We start from the raw sequence: 15,582 nt of genomic DNA, 5'->3' as shown, positions 1-15,582 counted from the left end.
GCATTGCGGGGCCTTTTTCTTTGGTTTTTCAAGAACTTGTGACCCCGATGCGTGAATCTTTCACATCGGCACCGATCACCATTCACCCTCCGCAAGCCCGCACTCTGCCTAAGCTGGAAGCCCGGCGTGTGGCGGCCCCTCCGAGCCCTGCGCACGCAGCCAAGCCAGGAGATCGGCATGTGGTCGACAGACTCTTCTTCTTCAGCAGCAGCCATGGCCTCGCTCGCATCCGCGATCACGCCAAGCCGCCACCCCGGTACCGAACGGCGCCAGGCCGAATCGCTGAGCAGCCATTGGCTGAGCTTGGTGCTGGAAGAGCTGGACTACGGCGTGGTGCTGCTCAACGCCTCCGGCCGTGTGCTGCATTGCAACTTGGCCGCGCGCCGCAGCCTCGATGAGGAACACCCGCTGCTGCTCAGCGGCAACCAGCTGCGCTGCCGCGACGCCAAGGACAGCACGCCCTTCAACGACGCCCTGCTGGCGGCGGAAAACGAAGGCCGGCGCTGCCTGCTGCGCCTGGGCGAGGGCGAACTGAGCAGCAATGTGGTGGTGGTGCCGCTGAACCGCAACGTCACGCAGGCCGCCGTGCTGCTGGTGCTGGAGCGGCGCCAGCTCTGCGGCGAGCTGGCCACGCAGTGGTTCGCCCTGCGCTACGGCCTGACGCCCACCGAAACCGAAGTGCTGAAAGCCTTGAGCCAAGGCGCACGCCCCGGCTCGGTGGCCGAGCGCCAGGGTGTGGCCATCTCCACCGTGCGCACCCAGATCCAGAGCATCCGCGCCAAATCGGGCGCCGACAGCATTGGCGAGCTGCTGCGCCAGCTGGCGGTGCTGCCGCCCCTGGTCTCGGCCCTGCGCATGGACAAGATCAATTGATCGCCACGCCTTTGCGCTGAGGCGCACCCGCCTGCAAGGCACGATCTACAAAAATCTCAGTGGGGCAAGCCCCTAAAAGGGGCGTCGCTCGAACGCCACTGTTCTGCGCAGTGTCTCTCGTAACATCCGGCCTTGCTGGCGGCCTTGGCGGCCGTCGCCCACGAGCAAGCCCGCATGGACAGCATCGACACGCCCACCCTTGAATCGGTCACCGCCGACCTTCCGCCCAGCCTTCGCCTGCTGGCCGCCCGTGGCATGGCACGCAGCTACCGGCGCGGCACCGTGCTGATCGAGGAAGGCTCGCAAGGCGACAGCCTCTACCTCATCCTCAGCGGCAGCCTGCGCGCCTACGGCTGCGATGCACGCGGCCGCGAGGTCACCTACGGCATCTACGGCCCCGGCGAGTACGTGGGCGAAATGAGTTTGGACGGCGGCCCGCGCTCGGCCAGCGTCATCACCGAGCAGGCCTCGCGCTGTGTGCTGCTGACCCGCGCCAGCCTGCAAGCCCATATCGCCGAGCACCCCGAATTCGCCTTCGAGCTGCTGACCAAGGTGATCCGGCGCGCCCGCGCCGCCACGCTGTCGACCAAGCAGCTGGCGCTCAACGATGTCTACGGCCGGCTCAAGGCCTTGCTGGAAACCACCACCGCCACCAGCGACGAGATCTTGCTGACCCACCAGGCCATGGCCCAACGCCTGGGCTGCTCGCGCGAGATGGTGTCCAAGCTGGTCAAGGATCTGGAACTGGGCGGTTATCTCGAACGCGTGGCCAACGGCCGCTACCGCCGCCTCAAGGCGCTGCCCGCGCGCTGGTAAGCCGCCGCGGGCGCTGCTTCAAGAAGCCGGTCGCATCTGCAGCGGCGGCGCCACCTCGAAGCGCTGCGTGGGCTTGTCGGCCCGGGCATACAAGCCCTCGACCTTGGGCAGATTGGCCTGAATGTCGCGAATGCGCGTCGGGCCGGCCGGGTGGGTGGACAGCCATTGCGGCGGTGCGCCCTTGGAGACCTTGCCCATCTTTTCCCACAGGCTGATACCGGCACTCGGGTCATAGCCAGCGCGCGCGGCCAGCTCCAGGCCGACCAGATCGGCCTCGCTCTCATCCTCGCGGCTGAAGGTCAGGGTCAGCAGCTGGCTGCCCATATTGAGCAAGGTGTCGCCGACATTGCCCAGGCCCAGCAGGCTGGACAGGACATTGGCACCCAGCCGCGTGGCGGCCGTCTTGGCCATGCGCTCGCGCGCATGCTCGCGCAAGGCATGGGCGACCTCGTGGCCCATGATGGCCGCCACCTCGTCGTCCGAGAGCTTGAGCTTTTCCAGGATGCCGTAATAGAAGGCGATCTTGCCGCCCGGCATGCAGAAGGCATTGAGCTGCGGGCTGACGATGGCATTGACCTCCCAGCGCCACTGCTTGGCGCGGGCGTTCCAGGGCTCGGACTGGGGAATGATGCGCTTGGCGATCTCGCGAAGGCGGATCAGCTGCGGATGGTTGTTGGGCAGCAAGGCGCGCTGGTTGGCGGCCTCGCGCATCATCTGCTGGTATTGCTGCGCACCGGCCTGCTCCACCTGCTCGGCCGGCACCAGCTTGGTCAGCTTGCTGGGGCCGCCCACCTCCACGCCCTCACGGGCCCAGGCCGTGCCGCTCAGGGCGGGCGACAGCGCGGCGGCGCCCAGCAGGCCGGTGAACAGACGGCGCGAGCCCTTCTCAGGCCGGCAGCGGCCGGCCGCGCAATCGGGGCAGCGGCCGAAGCCATAGGCCGGCGCGCTGGGCAGATGCGGATCGGCCGCGGGATCGAAAAAACCAGGATCGGTGAGGTGGGACATGGTGCTCAGGACAATGCGGCCAAAGTTGGCAAAAACAAGCAGGGCAGGCGCCATTCTGAGGCCGTCCGGCGACAAATGCCCCCGTGCAAGAAGGCACAAGCAGGGATGGCCGACAATGCCGCATGCCCGCGCCCCCCACTTCTCCTCTCGTCGTCCCGCCCGGTCCGGGCTTTGACAGCCAGCAATTTCGCTCCGCCCTGGGCATGTTCGCCACCGGTGTGACCATCGTCACCGCCCGCGCACCCGACGGCAGCCTGGTCGGCCTGACCGCCAACTCCTTCAATTCGGTGTCGCTGAGCCCGCCTCTGGTGCTCTGGAGCCTGGCGCAGAAGGCCGGCTCCATGCCGGTGTTCAGCCGCGGCTCGCACTACGCCATCAACATCCTGGCCGCCGACCAGAAAGAGCTGTCGCAGCGCTTCGCCACCCGCGACATCGACCGCTTCGCCGGCGTGGCCTGGCGCGAGGGCGCCGGCGGTGCCCCGGTGCTGGACGGCGTGGCCGCCGTGTTCGAATGCGCCAACCGCAGCCAGTACGAGGAAGGCGACCACGTCATCTTCGTCGGCGAGGTGGAAAGCTGCAGCTGGCGCGAAGGCGCCCAGCCGCTGATCTTCCACGGCGGCCGCTACTACACCGAGCTGCCGCTCTGACGCGGCTGTGCTGAGCCGCCCGGCAGGCGCTGCAAGAGCGCCGTGCTGTCGGCCACGGCCTGCAAACGCTCCCGCAGATAGTCGGCCAGCCGCGGCTGCTGGCTGAACACCACATTGAAGCGCAGATGGCGCGGCGCCTGGCCGGTGCTGGAGAAGGTGGGGCCGCCGACCAGCAGGATCTTGTTGCGGTAGGCATCCTGCAGCAGCAGATTCATGTCCACGCCCTCGGGCACCTGGCCCCAGAGGAAGAGGCCGCCCTCGCCGGGGTGGTCCATGGCGATGCCGGCCTCGCCCAGCTGGCGCGCGCTCAGCGTGCGCGCTTGCAGCAGGCGGGCCTGCAAACGCTCCAGATGCTTGCGCAGGCGGCCGGCCAGCAAGATCTCCAGCAGCACCCACTCGTTGAGCGCGGCGCCGGTCAGCACGGCGTAGATCTTCTCCCGCAGCAGGGCTTTCAGCAGGGCCGGGTCGGCCGCCACATAACCGGTTCGCAAAGCGGGGCTCAAGGCCTTGCAAAAGCTGGAGTAGTAGATCACCCCGTCCAGGCCCGAGAGGGCCGCCAGGCGGGTGGCGTGGCCCGGGTGGAAATGGCCCTGCACATCGTCCTCGGCGATCAAGAGCCCATACTGGCGCGCGATCACCAGCACCTGGTGCAGATTGGCGGCGCTGCTGCTCCAGCCGGTGGGGTTGTGCAGCACGGTCTGGATGAAGAGCAGGCGCGGCCGGTGCAGGCGGCAGGCCGCCTCCAGCTCGGCCAGGTCCAGCCCATCGGGCCGGCGTGCGATCGGCACCACCCGCAAGCCCTCTTGCCGCAGGCGTTCGAACATCAGGAAGTAGCCCGGATCCTCGACCAGCACGGTGTCGCCCGGGCGCAAGAAGGCGCGGCAGATCAGGTCGATGGCATGGGTGCCACCGTAGGTGGTGAGGATGCGGCCGGCATCCACGGCCAGGCCCTGGCCGCGCATCAAAAGGGCGATCTGTTCGCGCAGCTCGGGCAGGCCCTGGGGCGGGCAGCGCGAGGCCAGGCCGGCCGTGCTGCGGGCCAGGGCGCGCTGCACCACGCTGGCCGGCATGGCATCGGCCAGCCAGCTCGGCGGCAGGGCGCCGCTGCTGGCCAGCAGCACGCCGCTGCGCTGGTCATTGGCCTGCTGGGCCAGCCAGACGCCTTCCTGCTCCTCGCCGGCCTCGAGTGCCGCCGCATCGGGCAACAGGGCCGGGCCGCCGCGCGGCTCGCAGACGTAATAGCCGGCCGTGCCGCGCGCGTCGATCAGGCCCGAGGCCACCAAGCGGTCGTAGGCCGCGACCACGGTGTTGGGGCTGACGGCCAGCTGGGCCGCCAGCTGGCGGATGGACATCAGGCGCGCACCCGGCGGCAGCTGCCGCGCGGCGATCTGCTCGCGCAGGCGCAGCTCGATCTGGTCGCCCAGGGCGATGGGAGAGTTTCGATCGAGCGGGTTCAGCATCGCCCGAGCTTAGCGCAGCAGACTCAGCGCCAACACAACCAAAGAGCCGGCCATGAGCAGGTTGAAGACGCGGCGCTTGGCCGGGTCTTGCAGCAGCCGCCGGATCGCCAGGCCGAACAAGGCCCACATCGTCGAGCTGGGCAAGCCCACCAGCACGCCCACCGCCGCCACCAGGCTGGCTCCGGCCCAAGGCCCCAGGCCGTTGGGCATGAAGACCGTGGCCAGGGTGATGGCCTTGACCCAGCTCTTCGGATTGACGGCCTGGAACAGCGCCGCCTGGGCAAAGCTCAGAGGCCGCGCATCCTGCTGCGCCGCGCCGATGCGCAGGCCGCTGAGCTGCCAGGCGAGGTAGATCAGGTAGAGCGTGCCCAGCACCCGCAGCACCTGGTGCAGCACCGGATAGGCCAGGAACAGGCTGCCCAGGCCCAAGCAGGTCAGCCAGGTCTGTAGCGCCACGCCAAGGTTGCTGCCCAGCATCTGCGGCAGCGTGCGGCGGTAGCCGGCATTGGCCGCGGCGGTGGCCAGCATCAGGTTGTTGGGCCCGGGTGTGCTGGACATGAGAAAGCAGTAGCTGGCCAGGGGCAGCAGCTCGGTGGGGGACGACAACATGGCGGCGGGGCTGGGGTGGCGGAGATTGGCAGGCAGACTAAGGCCGCCACGCCCAGGGGCCAAGACACAGCGCCCACCCCGCCCGCATGCGCTGTATCACTGCGCCGAGGGGTACAGCCGCCGAATGTGCCGGGCGGCGCTCAGCGCCGTCCCGCCACGTCCGGCGCTTCCCCCGGGGCCGCAGCCTGGGTCGCCAGCTGCTGATCCAGCGCATCGATCTCCCGCTGGTAGCGACGCGCCCCGCGCCAGTTGGCGGCCAGGATCAGCAGCAAGACCAGCAGCGCACCGGCGTGGGTCAGCGTGAACACCGTCTCCATGCGCTACGCCTCGTCACGCTCGGAACCCACCATGAAGGCGGCCAGCTAGGCGCCGTGCAGGGCCAGGGCCTGGCGGTAGCGCTCGGCCTGCAGCTCGGCGCTGGGGGTGGCGGCCGGAGTGGCGGCGGAAGTGGCGGGGGAGGCTCGGGGTTGTTGTTGTTGCTCTTCATGCAAGGGTCCAGGCTCGGGCGTTGAACACGAGGCGCGCCAGCGCCTTCGATTCGGGCAGTCCCCGGTCGGCAGGATTTCTTACACCGTCTTGTGCGGGGCTTGAAATGAGCCCGCACAGCCTCACGTCACTGAGCATCATGCTGATCACCTGCCCCCACTGCCTGAGCAAGAACCGCGTGCCCGACGAGCGCGCGGCCCAAGACCCGGTCTGCGGCCGCTGCGGCCAAGCCCTGCTCAGCGGCGAGGTGCTGGCGCTGAGCGAGGCCAATTTCGACCGCGTCGTCAGCGGCAGCGAGCTGCCGGTGCTGGTCGATTTCTGGGCGCCATGGTGCGGCCCCTGCCGGCAGATGGCGCCGCAGTTCGCCACCGCCGCGCGCCAGCTCAAGGGTCAGGCCTTGCTCGTCAAGGTCAACAGCGACGAGGCACCCCAGCTCTCGCAGCGCTTTGGCATCCGCAGCATCCCCACCCTGATCCAGCTGCAGGGCGGGCAGGAGCTGCAGCGCATCAGCGGCGCACTCTCGGCCGCGCAGATCCTGGGCTGGATGCAGCAGCGCGGCTGAACTCACATTCCCGGGGCCTTCAGGCCCAACGGCCCACCGGCATGGCCGGCGCAGAAGCCAGCACCAGGCGCTGCCAGCGGTAGCGCGCCAGAGCCAACACCAACAGCAGCACCAGGCCAATCTGCGCCAGGATGGGCAGGCCCAGCCATTGCAGGCCCTGCAGTGCCAGCACCATCACGGAAGCCGCGCCGAAGGGTAGAAGGGCGCGGTGACTGTTGGGCGGGCGCTCGCGCGACCAATCGCGCAGCACCACGGTGCAGCCAAACACCAGATACGCCAAACAGAGGTGCACACCCAACCAGCTCAAGGACTGCGGCCCCGGGAACTTCTGCAAGGCCGCGCACAGCAGCAGGGCAATGCCCACCGCCCACATCAGCTGGCTCAGCAGGCGACGTGCCAACATGCGGTTCAAGACCTGGCCACGCGGTGCGCCGGGCAGCAGAATCAACAAGGCCTGCTCGCGCCGGCTGCGGTGCAGATTGGCCGGCACCGTCAGCAGCACGCCCAGGCACATGCTGGCAAAACCGAAGGACAGGCCCATGGTGCCGTGCTGGGTCAGCCCCTGCCAGAACTCCGGTTGACCCCAGCCCATGGTGGCAAACACCAGCATCAGCAAGCCCAGCATCACCGTGATCGAACTGAGCTGGCAGGTCCAGTGGGCCTGGCCCAAGCTCACCAGATCCAGGCGCGCCATCACGCTGGCTGGCGTCGGCCGGGCCTGTCGCAGCAGCCGGCGCGTCCACAGCGGCTGCATCCAGCGGAAGACCTGACCCAGGTGGTCAAGGGGCGCATTGATCTCGGCATGCGAGGCCACGCCCAGGGACTGCGACTCGAACAGGCGGCGCCACTTCTGGCGCGCCTGGAATTGCCGGCTGTGCTGCGAGCCACCGCTCTGGAACAGGCCGGCCAGGCCCAGGGGGAGCAGCAAGAGCGCGAGCAGGTTCAAGCTCCAGGGGGCCTGCTGTTGCCAGTCCAGCAGCGTGCTCCAAACAATCATCACGGGCATGAACTTCCCCAACCAAGGCATGAGAAACAGCACCAAAGTGCCCCAGAACCAGAGTTGCACCCAACGCGAACACAGAGCCAGCAGAAAGAGCAGCAAGGCCATCCCCGCGAGCCAGATCGCGCCGCCGGGAAGCTGACTCGCCAACAAGGCCGCGCAGATCACTGTGGTGAGCAGGTAACTGAGTACGGCCACGGATTGCAGCCGCCGCACATGACCGGGCACGAGGCGCGCCGCATGTGGGTGGTTCTGCACCAGCAAGCCGTTGAAAACGACATACCAAGGCACGGCCACCACGCAGGCCGCGACCACCACGGCCACACGCCAGGCCAGCTCGGGGCGTGTCAGCCAGAAGCTGATGCCCAGGGCGAGGCCAAAACCCAGCACGCTCAAACCCCAGCCGATGTAGAACGCCAGCAGCGAGGCATTGCGCTGCATCTGCCACGGCGCCAGCAGCAGCGGACGGTATTGCGACCACAGGGCGCCCATGATCAGGTCAGCTCCACAAACAGGTCTTCGAGATTGAGGGCCTGCACGCTCAAACCCGGCCCGTCCTGGGGCGCCTGGCCCGGCGCAAAGCGCAGCAGGCAGCGCTCGCGGCCATCGGCCTGGGTCTGGCGGCGCAGCAACTCGGCGCTGCCGCCGGCCAGCACAGCCTGGATCGCCGTGCTGGAGCCGAGCACCAGGCGCACCTCTTCCAGCAGGCTGTCCAGCGGCGCCTGCACCGCGATGCGGCCTTGCTGCAAAAAGGCCAGGTTGAAGGCGACGCGCTCCAGGTCCGACAGGATGTGGGTGGAGAAGACCACGGTCGTGCCGCGGTCCAGCACCTGATCGACCAGCTCGCGCAGGAAGTCGCGCCGGCCCACCGGGTCCAGGCTGGCCACGGGCTCATCCAGCACCAGCAGATCGGGCTCATGGGCGAGGGCGCGGATGATGGACAGGCGCTGCTGCTGGCCACCCGAGAGGCGCGAGATCATCTGGTCGCGCGGAATGTCCCAGCGCGAGAGCAGGCCCTCGACCTTGGTCTCGTTCCAGCGCGGGTAAAAGCTCTTGAAGTAGGCCAGCAGCTGGCGCGCGGTGAAGCCCTCGAACAGATCGCTGTGCTGCGGCACATAGCCGATGCGCGCACGGGCGGCATCATCGAGCTCGGTGGCGGCCTGGCCGAACAGCTGCACCTGGCCGGCCTGGGTTTCGCGCAGGCCCAGCAGCGCCTCCAGCAAGCTGGTCTTGCCGGCGCCGTTGCGGCCCAGCAGGCCCACCACCTGGCCGGACTGCAGCTGCCAGCTCAGCTGCCGCAACACTGCCTTCGAGCCGTAGCTCAGCGAGATGTCGCGCACGTCGGCCGTCAGGCCGGCCGAGCCATCCAGCGAATCGCTCGCCGCCCAAACAGGCGCCGAGGCCGACGAGGAAGAAGAAGTAGACACAAGAACTGCGCTCATGAGGACGCTCCCTCTTGGAGAAGAATGGATTCAAACAACTTCAGGGCGGCCGTGGCGGGCAGCTCCAGCTGGCGGGCCTGGGCCGCGGCCTCGCTCAGCACCGGGCGCAGGAGCTCGATGCGCTCGGCTCGCGGCTGCGCCTTTTGGTGTTGGGCCGCCACCCGCATGGCCAGGCCGCGGCGGCGCTCCAGCAAGCCCTCGGCCTCCAGCAGGCTGTAGGCCTTGGACACCGTCATCGGATGCACGGCCAGCTGCGAAGCCACCTCGCGCACCGAGGGCATCTCCTGCCCGGCCACCAGCTGACCGCTGGCCACGCAACGGCGCAGCTGCTCGACCATCTGGCGGTAAATGGGCTCGGTCGATCCGGTGTTGATGCGGAAGGCGAACGGGCTGTGGTCGGGATCGTGGGGATCAGGGGGTGACAAGGAACCTCCGGCGTGTCGAACACACGCCGCAGCCGGTTTCACTGTCAGCGTGTACTAATATCGTAGTACACCTAGACGGACTTGTGCAAGTGCCATCGATGCAGCCAGCTCGCGAGCCGGGGCGCCGCGCCGGGCCCGCGACGAACCCAGAAGCCCAAGGGAGACTTACAGGGGCCGCGGTGCCCCGCACTCGAGGCCGCTCAGGCCGGCCTCGCGCACCAAGGCCTCCAGGGCCTGCTTGCCGGCCTCGTTGACGTAGATGCGAACCGGCGCGGTCAACGGGTCCTTGAACACCAGGGCGGTGTCCGGCAGGCGGCTCTCGTCGAAGGCCTCCAGCCGGAGGCCGCCATCGTCAAAGCGCTGCGAACGCTGCAGATCGACGCAGTCCAGGCGCTGCGTCACATTGAAGAACCAGCGGGGCTCGCCCTCGCAATCGAGCTCGAGCATCTGCCCGAAGGGGCTCAGAAATGGCCCCAGGGCCTCACGCGCGCGGGCATTGAGCACCAAGGCCCCGGGCACCAGCAGGCCCACATCGGCGCGCGGCTTCTGCTGCTTCTTGCGCGGCTCGACCACATAGCCAACCCGGGGCCGGTCCTGCCAATCCTTGGCCGTGCCGTCGGTGTCGAACAGCTGTTCTTCGATGTTGTCGTAATCGCGCGAGACCAGCACGGCGAACTCATTCACGGCGGCACAACGCAGTTCCCAAATCGCCATCTCAGCGCCCCCAACTCACCAAGGAAAGACACCGGCCAGCAAATCGGCCTTGATGCCACGCAGGCGCGACCGGCCGGTCTGGGCCTCGGTCTTGGGCACCATGCGCAGCCGCGCATACACCGACGCATGATAGAGCGCGGTGTGGATCGGGCCGTGCTGCGGCGCAGCCGGATGGCCGGCCAAGCTCTGGCCCGCGCGGCGCGGCAGGAACACGCCGTTGTCGGCATCGTTGATGGCGATGAACCAGTCGAACAGCTTTTTGCGCGAGGGCTCGGCCTGCTCATCGCGCAGGGCGACGATGTGGTGGGCGCAGGCCTGCGCCGGCCGCGGGCTGCCGGACTGCGTCACCAGATTGCTCGCCAGGCGGCGGCGGTGGTTGTAGTCGGTGCGCCGCGCATGGGCCAGCAACTGCTGGGCGGAGATGGGCAGCTCGGTGACGCCATTCTGGTAGCGCACCCGCTGCTTGTTCTCGGCCAGCACGATCGCATTGCGAATCTCGTAGCTGTTGGCCTGGCGGTCATTGGCCGCTATCTGATTGATGCGGGTGGTCAGATCCATCATGCCTTCGGCAGGATCGGTGAGCGTCGCCGGTGGCGCCAGCTTGGGGTGGTTCGAAGCCAAGATTGCCTCCTCCATGGCTGCAGGGCAAAGGCCGCAGCCAAGCGCCGCAGCGCCTCCACAAAGAGGCGGGCAAAGTGTGCCATGCGAGCCGGGCGCGGCATGCCGGGCTAACGCCCGGTTACATCTGCACCCCGCGGAATCTCAAATGGAAAGCGCAACGCCCATGCGGCGCTCGAGATAGTCCACATTCGGACCGTAGCCGCGTAGCTTGGCCGCGAGATCCGGCCCCAGCGGTGAGGGCAGAAAACCCCAACGCCCCCAGAAGGCCGCCGAGTTCTGCACCGCGATCAAGCAGGCGCGGTCCAGGCCGCTGGCTTCCAGGCGCGCCAGGAATCGTTGCACCAAGGCTTGCGCCAGGCCGGTGCCGCGCGCCCTGGGGTCGACCGACAGGTCATGCAGATACAGGCAGTCCGGCTGCTCGGGCAGCACGCACTCCAGGGCATCCAGCGGCGGCGGCGATTCGGCCCGCCACGGCAGAGCGAACAGATAGGCCACCAAGCCTGCGGTCGAGGTGCCTTCCGCCACCCAGCAATGTTCGGGCGCGGCCTGCAGCTTGGCCGCCAGAGAGGCTTCGGACTCTGGCACCAGCTCGGTGAAGCATGCGGCCTGGATGCGCAGCACCTCGGCCAGGTCGGCGGGCTGCATGGGGCGGATCAGATACGGGGACGACGAAGACATCAATCAAGAAAGACAAACAGGCACACATCGATCAGGCCGAGACACGCGGCGCCAGGGCATACCCAAGCCACCGCGCGCTGGCGAAGCCCGCGATTGTCGGCGCTGGCGGCGCGCGGCGGTGGAGCGCCGCCTCCAATCAGTCGGGCACCTGCACCCGCTGACGGATGTGCTTGAGCTGCACCACCAAGGTGAAGCTGATCAAGACCAGCAGGCTCCAGGAGCTCCACTTGCTCATGTGCACCCGCGCCCAAGCCCCGAGCTGGTGCGGATAGGACCACAGCCCAAAGAAGGTGCCCAGGTTCTCGGCCAGCCAGATGAAAAATGCCACCAGCACCAGGCCCAGCCACAGCGGCATGCGCAACTCTCGCTGCTGCGGCCGGAACAGGATCTGGCTGCGCGCATACAAACCCAGGGCACCGGCGGCCAGGTACCAACGCACATCCACCCAGAAATGCTGGGTGAAGAAGTTCAGGTAAATCGCCAAGGCCATCAAACCCGCCATCCAGTAAGGCGGGTGATGCAGCACCCGCAGCTGCAACAGACGCCAGGCCTGGATGATGTAGCTGCCCACCGCTGCATACATGAAGCCCGCGAACAAGGGCACGCCCAAGAGCTTGGTGTAGGCGAAGTCGGGATACGACCAGGACTTCACCGCCGCCGAGGTCTTGAAGACCTCGAGCGCAAAGCCGAGCACATGGAACAGGCCGATGGCCTTGAGCTCATCGCGTGACTCGCGCCCGCTGATCACCATGCCGGCCTGGATCAGCAAGGCAATCAGCAAGAGCAGGTCATAGCGAGGCAGACCCCACAAGCCCGCGCGCGGGACGCAGAAAACCGCGGCGAAAAACAGGCCAGCAAACAAACAGGCCTGCGCCTCCTTGCTCACAAAGCCCCAGAACTCCCAGGCCCACAGGCGCAGCCGGCCTGAACCAGGGCTGGGCTCGCGCGCGCTCACCTCATCAGGGCACCCAGGCTCGGCGCGGGGCGGGAGGTTCGGGTGCTGGGTCATGAGGCCTTTCTCGTCGCGGCAGCCAGGGTTTGAGCCCGCAGCTTAGCCGCGGCCGACTCTCTAAAATCGCGTCCATCATGCAATGCCACCCACTCGAACTCCTGGCTCCGGCCCGTGATGCAGACATCGGCATCGAAGCGATCAACCATGGCGCCGACGCCGTCTACATCGGCGGCCCCGGTTTCGGCGCGCGCGACAAGGCGCCCAACGGCGTGGCCGACATCGAGCGCCTGTGCCGCCATGCCCACCGCTTCGGCGCGCGCATCTTCGTGACCATGAACACCATCCTGCGCGACGACGAGCTGGAGGGCGCACGCCGCCAGGCCTGGCAGTTGTATGAGGCCGGCGTGGATGCGCTGATCGTGCAGGACATGGGCCTGCTGCAGCTGGACCTGCCACCGCTGCAGCTGCATGCCAGCACCCAGACCGACATCCGCACGCCCGAGAAGGCGCGCTTTCTGCAAGACGTGGGCTTCTCGCAAATGGTGCTGGCGCGCGAGCTGGACCTGGGCCAGATCCGCGCCATCCGCGCCCAGGTTCAAGAGGCCACGCTGGAGTTCTTCATCCACGGCGCGCTCTGCGTGGCCTACAGCGGCCAGTGCTTCATCAGCCATGCCCACAGCGGCCGCAGCGCCAACCGCGGCAACTGCTCGCAAGAGTGCCGCCTGCCCTACACCGTGACCGATGCGCAAGGCCGCGTGATCGCGCACGACAAGCATGTGCTCAGCCTCAAGGACAACGACCAGAGCGCCAACTTGGAGCTGCTGGCCGATGCCGGCATCCGCAGCTTCAAGATCGAAGGCCGCTACAAGGACATGGCCACGGTCAAGAACGTCACCGCCCACTACCGCCTGCTGCTCGACGGGCTGATGGAGCGCCGCAGCGACTACCGCCGCAGCAGCAGCGGGCGCTGCCGCTTCACCTTCACGCCGCAGCCCGAGCAGGGCTTCAACCGCGGCGGCACCGATTACTTCGTCAACGGCCGCAAGATCGACATCGGCGCCTTCGACAGCCCCAAGCACGCCGGCCTGCCGGTGGGCCATGTGGTGGCCGTGGCCGAGCAGCATTTCGATGTGGACACCGGCGACGCCACCCTTGCGCTCAACAACGGCGATGCCCTCACCTGGTGGGACCGCCAGGGCGAGCTGCAAGGCGTGCCCATCAACACGGTGGAGCCGCTGGGTGGCACCCGCTGGCGCGTGACGCCCAATCTGCACGGCAACCAGGAGGCCCAAAGCGTGGCGGACCTCAAGGACCTGCGCCGCGATCTGGCCCTGAGCCGCAACCGCGACATGGCCTGGGAGCGCCTGCTCGCCAAACCCTCGGCCGAACGCCGCATCGCCGTGGACCTGAGCCTGGCCCAGACCTGGGTGGACGGACAGCCCGGCTTCGAGCTCAGCCTCAAGGACGAAGACGGCCACCGCGGCGTGGCCCGGGTCCAGCATGCCCACGAGCCCGCGCGCGATGCCAAGCAGGCCGACGCCACGCTCAAGGACCAGCTGGGCAAGCTGGGCACCACCATCTTTGAAGCCCGGCGCGTGCGCCTGGCCTGGCGCGAGAGCACTTGTTTCTTGCCCGCCTCCCTGGTCAACCAGCTGCGCCGCGAGGCCGTCAGCGCGCTTGAAGAAGCCCGCGCCCAAGCCTTCGAGCGCCTGCCCCGCGCCAGGCCGGTGGAGCCGCCCGTGCCCTACCCCGAGGACACGCTCAGCTACCTGGCCAATGTCTACAACGGCCAGGCCGCCGCCTTCTACGCCAAGCATGGCGTCAAGCTCGTTGGCGCGGCCTACGAGAGCCACGAGGAACTGGGCGAAGTCAGCCTCATGATCACCAAGCACTGCGTGCGCTGGAGCCTGAGCCTCTGCCCCAAGCAGGCCAAGGGCGTGACCGGCGTGCAAGGCACGGTGCGCGCCGAGCCCCTGGTGCTTCAGCATGGCGACGACCGCCTGACCCTGCGCTTCGACTGCAAGCCCTGCGAGATGCACGTGGTCGGCGCGATGCGCAAGAACGTGCTCAAGCAGCTGAAGGCGGAGCCGTTGACCTTCTATCGGACGAGGCCGGCGGCGAGGGTGTGAAGAAAGAAAGAGCGGCGATGGGCAGGCTCCGAAGCAGGCAAGATCCGCGCCCGAGGCACTCAGCGCTTTCGCACCCATGCTCAAACTTCTGAAATCCCTGATCGGCACCACGAAAGACAAAGCTGCAGTGCGAGCTGTCTCCGATGCGGAGACAGATGCGCAGGCGCCGCCGCCAGCTGTGATCCACGCACCGGGCGCTGAACCTTTCGATCTGTCGGCAGCGCTGATCGATGCTGGGGGCTTCCCGCTCACGGATTGGGACGCGGTGAATCGCTGGATTGCCAACGTGCCCACCGAGGCCGCCAAGGCGCAGGCATGGGCCGCTTGCGAACAGGCTTGGCTGCAGAACCTCTGCCGCGCCCTGGGGCCGGCCTACCGCTTGCGATCACAAGGCTCGGCCCTGCTGATCTCCACCCTGCCCGAGCATGTGGCGGCAGCGACGCTGAGCTTCGTGACCAAGACCATGCAGCGCATCGTCCATCTGCTGCAGGGACTGGCGGCAGCGCCAGAGTGGGGTCATGACATCCTGATCGTCTTCGATGATGACGACAGCTATTACCGTTATGTCGCGCACTACTATCCCGAGGCCGGAGAGTTTGCGGCCAGCAGCGGCATGTACATCGACGGAGGCTGCGGCCACTTTGTGACGGTGAAAGCTGACCTTCGCGCCGTGGAGCCTGTCATCGCGCATGAGCTGACCCATGCCTGCCTGAGCCACTTGCCCATCCCCGCGTGGCTGAACGAAGGCCTGGCCGTCAACACCGAACTGCGGCTTTGCCCTCCGCCCCAAGCCCCGAGCAACCCTTGGGACCTGCATGCCCGCCACCTGAAGTTCTGGGGGGCTGCGGAGATTCAGGAGTTTTGGTCCGGCAAATCCTTCCTCCGGAACGACGAGGGCAACGAGCTGTCCTACGACCTGGCCAAGGTGCTGGTGTCGCAGTTCGCCGCCGATTGGCAAACGTTCCGCCAGTTCGCGCTGGCCGCTGACGTGGCGGATGGTGGCGCGGCGGCGGCTCAGCTTCACTTGGGCATCGATCTGGGGGCGGCGGTCAGCGCGATTCTGGAGCGGGAGCCGGATGCATCGTGGGCGCCGAGGCCGGAGGCGTGGGGGGAGGAGTCGGAGCGAGGGGCGTTCTGAGCAGGAGCCTGCGAGCGCGATAGCG

18 protein-coding genes are annotated in these 15,582 nt (G+C 67.8%); 6 read left to right on the top strand and 12 right to left on the bottom strand.

Going from position 1 to position 15,582, the window contains the following annotated elements; genetic code table 11:
* The first annotated feature begins 177 nt into the window (after positions 1–177).
* Both OOB33_RS05190 and OOB33_RS05185 read left to right on the top strand, forming a co-directional pair.
* Positions 178–873 (top strand): helix-turn-helix transcriptional regulator, encoded by a 696-nt coding sequence (locus OOB33_RS05190; RefSeq protein ID WP_108724348.1) that lies wholly within the window; start codon positions 178–180, stop codon positions 871–873.
* A gap of 174 nt (positions 874–1,047) precedes the next feature.
* Positions 1,048–1,689, top strand: coding sequence for a Crp/Fnr family transcriptional regulator (locus OOB33_RS05185; protein WP_171827330.1), 642 nt, complete (start codon positions 1,048–1,050; stop codon positions 1,687–1,689).
* A gap of 18 nt (positions 1,690–1,707) precedes the next feature.
* On the opposite strand, the gene OOB33_RS05180 is transcribed toward OOB33_RS05185, so the two are convergent.
* Positions 1,708–2,694, bottom strand: coding sequence for a M48 family metallopeptidase (locus OOB33_RS05180; RefSeq protein ID WP_271007922.1), 987 nt, complete (start codon positions 2,692–2,694; stop codon positions 1,708–1,710).
* 122 nt (positions 2,695–2,816) lie between these two features.
* Between OOB33_RS05180 and OOB33_RS05175 the strand changes: the two genes are divergently transcribed.
* Positions 2,817–3,341, top strand: coding sequence for a flavin reductase family protein (locus OOB33_RS05175; RefSeq protein ID WP_271007921.1), 525 nt, complete (start codon positions 2,817–2,819; stop codon positions 3,339–3,341).
* On the opposite strand, the gene OOB33_RS05170 is transcribed toward OOB33_RS05175, so the two are convergent.
* From OOB33_RS05170 to OOB33_RS05155, 4 genes are all read right to left on the bottom strand, one after another.
* The gene (locus tag OOB33_RS05170) at positions 3,320–4,801 is read right to left on the bottom strand and encodes an aminotransferase-like domain-containing protein (RefSeq protein WP_271007920.1); all 1,482 of its coding nucleotides are present in this window, start codon (positions 4,799–4,801) and stop codon (positions 3,320–3,322) included. The genes OOB33_RS05175 and OOB33_RS05170 overlap by 22 nt on opposite strands.
* Positions 4,802–4,810: 9 nt before the next feature.
* Complete coding sequence (locus OOB33_RS05165; protein WP_171827302.1) at positions 4,811–5,410, bottom strand: LysE family translocator; 600 nt, start codon at positions 5,408–5,410, stop codon at positions 4,811–4,813.
* 140 nt (positions 5,411–5,550) lie between these two features.
* Positions 5,551–5,727: a hypothetical protein gene (locus tag OOB33_RS05160; RefSeq protein ID WP_271007919.1), complete on the bottom strand. Its 177-nt coding sequence runs from the start codon at positions 5,725–5,727 to the stop codon at positions 5,551–5,553.
* Positions 5,728–5,772: 45 nt separating this feature from the next.
* Positions 5,773–5,901 (bottom strand): hypothetical protein, encoded by a 129-nt coding sequence (locus tag OOB33_RS05155; protein WP_271007918.1) that lies wholly within the window; start codon positions 5,899–5,901, stop codon positions 5,773–5,775.
* Between the two features lie 134 nt (positions 5,902–6,035).
* On the opposite strand from OOB33_RS05155, the gene trxC reads away from it, so the two are divergent.
* Positions 6,036–6,458, top strand: coding sequence for a thioredoxin TrxC (gene trxC / locus OOB33_RS05150; protein ID WP_271007917.1), 423 nt, complete (start codon positions 6,036–6,038; stop codon positions 6,456–6,458).
* A gap of 19 nt (positions 6,459–6,477) precedes the next feature.
* On the opposite strand, the gene OOB33_RS05145 is transcribed toward trxC, so the two are convergent.
* The 7 genes from OOB33_RS05145 to OOB33_RS05115 form a co-directional block, all read right to left on the bottom strand.
* Entirely contained in the window at positions 6,478–7,950 is a 1,473-nt protein-coding gene (locus OOB33_RS05145) for a hypothetical protein (protein WP_271007916.1), read from the bottom strand.
* A 2-nt stretch (positions 7,951–7,952) separates the two neighbouring features.
* Positions 7,953–8,900 (bottom strand): ABC transporter ATP-binding protein, encoded by a 948-nt coding sequence (locus OOB33_RS05140; RefSeq protein WP_271007915.1) that lies wholly within the window; start codon positions 8,898–8,900, stop codon positions 7,953–7,955.
* Positions 8,897–9,325 (bottom strand): GntR family transcriptional regulator, encoded by a 429-nt coding sequence (locus OOB33_RS05135; protein WP_271007914.1) that lies wholly within the window; start codon positions 9,323–9,325, stop codon positions 8,897–8,899. Before OOB33_RS05135 ends, OOB33_RS05140 begins: the two co-directional genes overlap by 4 nt.
* Before the next feature lie 165 nt (positions 9,326–9,490).
* The gene (locus tag OOB33_RS05130; RefSeq protein WP_271007913.1) at positions 9,491–10,009 is read right to left on the bottom strand and encodes a hypothetical protein; all 519 of its coding nucleotides are present in this window, start codon (positions 10,007–10,009) and stop codon (positions 9,491–9,493) included.
* A gap of 45 nt (positions 10,010–10,054) precedes the next feature.
* Positions 10,055–10,660 (bottom strand): AHH domain-containing protein, encoded by a 606-nt coding sequence (locus tag OOB33_RS05125; RefSeq protein WP_271007912.1) that lies wholly within the window; start codon positions 10,658–10,660, stop codon positions 10,055–10,057.
* 141 nt (positions 10,661–10,801) lie between these two features.
* Positions 10,802–11,338, bottom strand: a complete 537-nt coding sequence (locus OOB33_RS05120; RefSeq protein WP_271007911.1) for a GNAT family N-acetyltransferase — start codon at positions 11,336–11,338, stop codon at positions 10,802–10,804.
* Positions 11,339–11,474: 136 nt separating this feature from the next.
* Positions 11,475–12,293 carry a DUF817 domain-containing protein gene (locus OOB33_RS05115; RefSeq protein WP_442952990.1) on the bottom strand — a complete coding sequence of 273 codons (819 nt, stop codon included), beginning with the start codon at positions 12,291–12,293 and terminating at the stop codon, positions 11,475–11,477.
* A gap of 131 nt (positions 12,294–12,424) precedes the next feature.
* On the opposite strand from OOB33_RS05115, the gene OOB33_RS05110 reads away from it, so the two are divergent.
* Both OOB33_RS05110 and OOB33_RS05105 read left to right on the top strand, forming a co-directional pair.
* On the top strand, positions 12,425–14,419 hold the full coding sequence (locus OOB33_RS05110; RefSeq protein WP_271007910.1) for a peptidase U32 family protein: 1,995 nt from the start codon (positions 12,425–12,427) through the stop codon (positions 14,417–14,419).
* A gap of 76 nt (positions 14,420–14,495) precedes the next feature.
* Entirely contained in the window at positions 14,496–15,557 is a 1,062-nt protein-coding gene (locus OOB33_RS05105; protein WP_271007909.1) for a hypothetical protein, read from the top strand.
* Positions 15,558–15,582 lie beyond the last annotated feature (25 nt).

It is taken from the genome of Paucibacter sp. B51, from assembly GCF_027863535.1.
Taxonomy (GTDB): domain Bacteria; phylum Pseudomonadota; class Gammaproteobacteria; order Burkholderiales; family Burkholderiaceae_C; genus Paucibacter_A; species Paucibacter_A aquatilis.
Note: the sequence above shows the minus strand (reverse complement) of the source record. Positions and strands in the feature narration are given on the sequence as shown.

Bases quoted from the DNA above. Each gene is read 5' to 3' on its own strand.
- OOB33_RS05140 (WP_271007915.1), bottom strand. From the start codon at position 8,900: ATGAGCGCAGTTCTTGTGTCTACTTCTTCTTCCTCGTCGGCCTCGGCG.
- OOB33_RS05185 (WP_171827330.1), top strand. From the start codon at position 1,048: ATGGACAGCATCGACACGCCCACCCTTGAATCGGTCACCGCCGACCTT.
- OOB33_RS05105 (WP_271007909.1), top strand. From the start codon at position 14,496: ATGCTCAAACTTCTGAAATCCCTGATCGGCACCACGAAAGACAAAGCT.
- OOB33_RS05190 (WP_108724348.1), top strand. From the start codon at position 178: ATGTGGTCGACAGACTCTTCTTCTTCAGCAGCAGCCATGGCCTCGCTC.
- OOB33_RS05170 (WP_271007920.1), bottom strand. From the start codon at position 4,801: ATGCTGAACCCGCTCGATCGAAACTCTCCCATCGCCCTGGGCGACCAG.
- OOB33_RS05180 (WP_271007922.1), bottom strand. From the start codon at position 2,694: ATGTCCCACCTCACCGATCCTGGTTTTTTCGATCCCGCGGCCGATCCG.
- OOB33_RS05175 (WP_271007921.1), top strand. From the start codon at position 2,817: ATGCCCGCGCCCCCCACTTCTCCTCTCGTCGTCCCGCCCGGTCCGGGC.
- OOB33_RS05110 (WP_271007910.1), top strand. From the start codon at position 12,425: ATGCAATGCCACCCACTCGAACTCCTGGCTCCGGCCCGTGATGCAGAC.
- OOB33_RS05160 (WP_271007919.1), bottom strand. From the start codon at position 5,727: ATGGAGACGGTGTTCACGCTGACCCACGCCGGTGCGCTGCTGGTCTTG.
- OOB33_RS05145 (WP_271007916.1), bottom strand. From the start codon at position 7,950: ATGGGCGCCCTGTGGTCGCAATACCGTCCGCTGCTGCTGGCGCCGTGG.
- OOB33_RS05120 (WP_271007911.1), bottom strand. From the start codon at position 11,338: ATGTCTTCGTCGTCCCCGTATCTGATCCGCCCCATGCAGCCCGCCGAC.
- OOB33_RS05165 (WP_171827302.1), bottom strand. From the start codon at position 5,410: ATGTTGTCGTCCCCCACCGAGCTGCTGCCCCTGGCCAGCTACTGCTTT.
- trxC (WP_271007917.1), top strand. From the start codon at position 6,036: ATGCTGATCACCTGCCCCCACTGCCTGAGCAAGAACCGCGTGCCCGAC.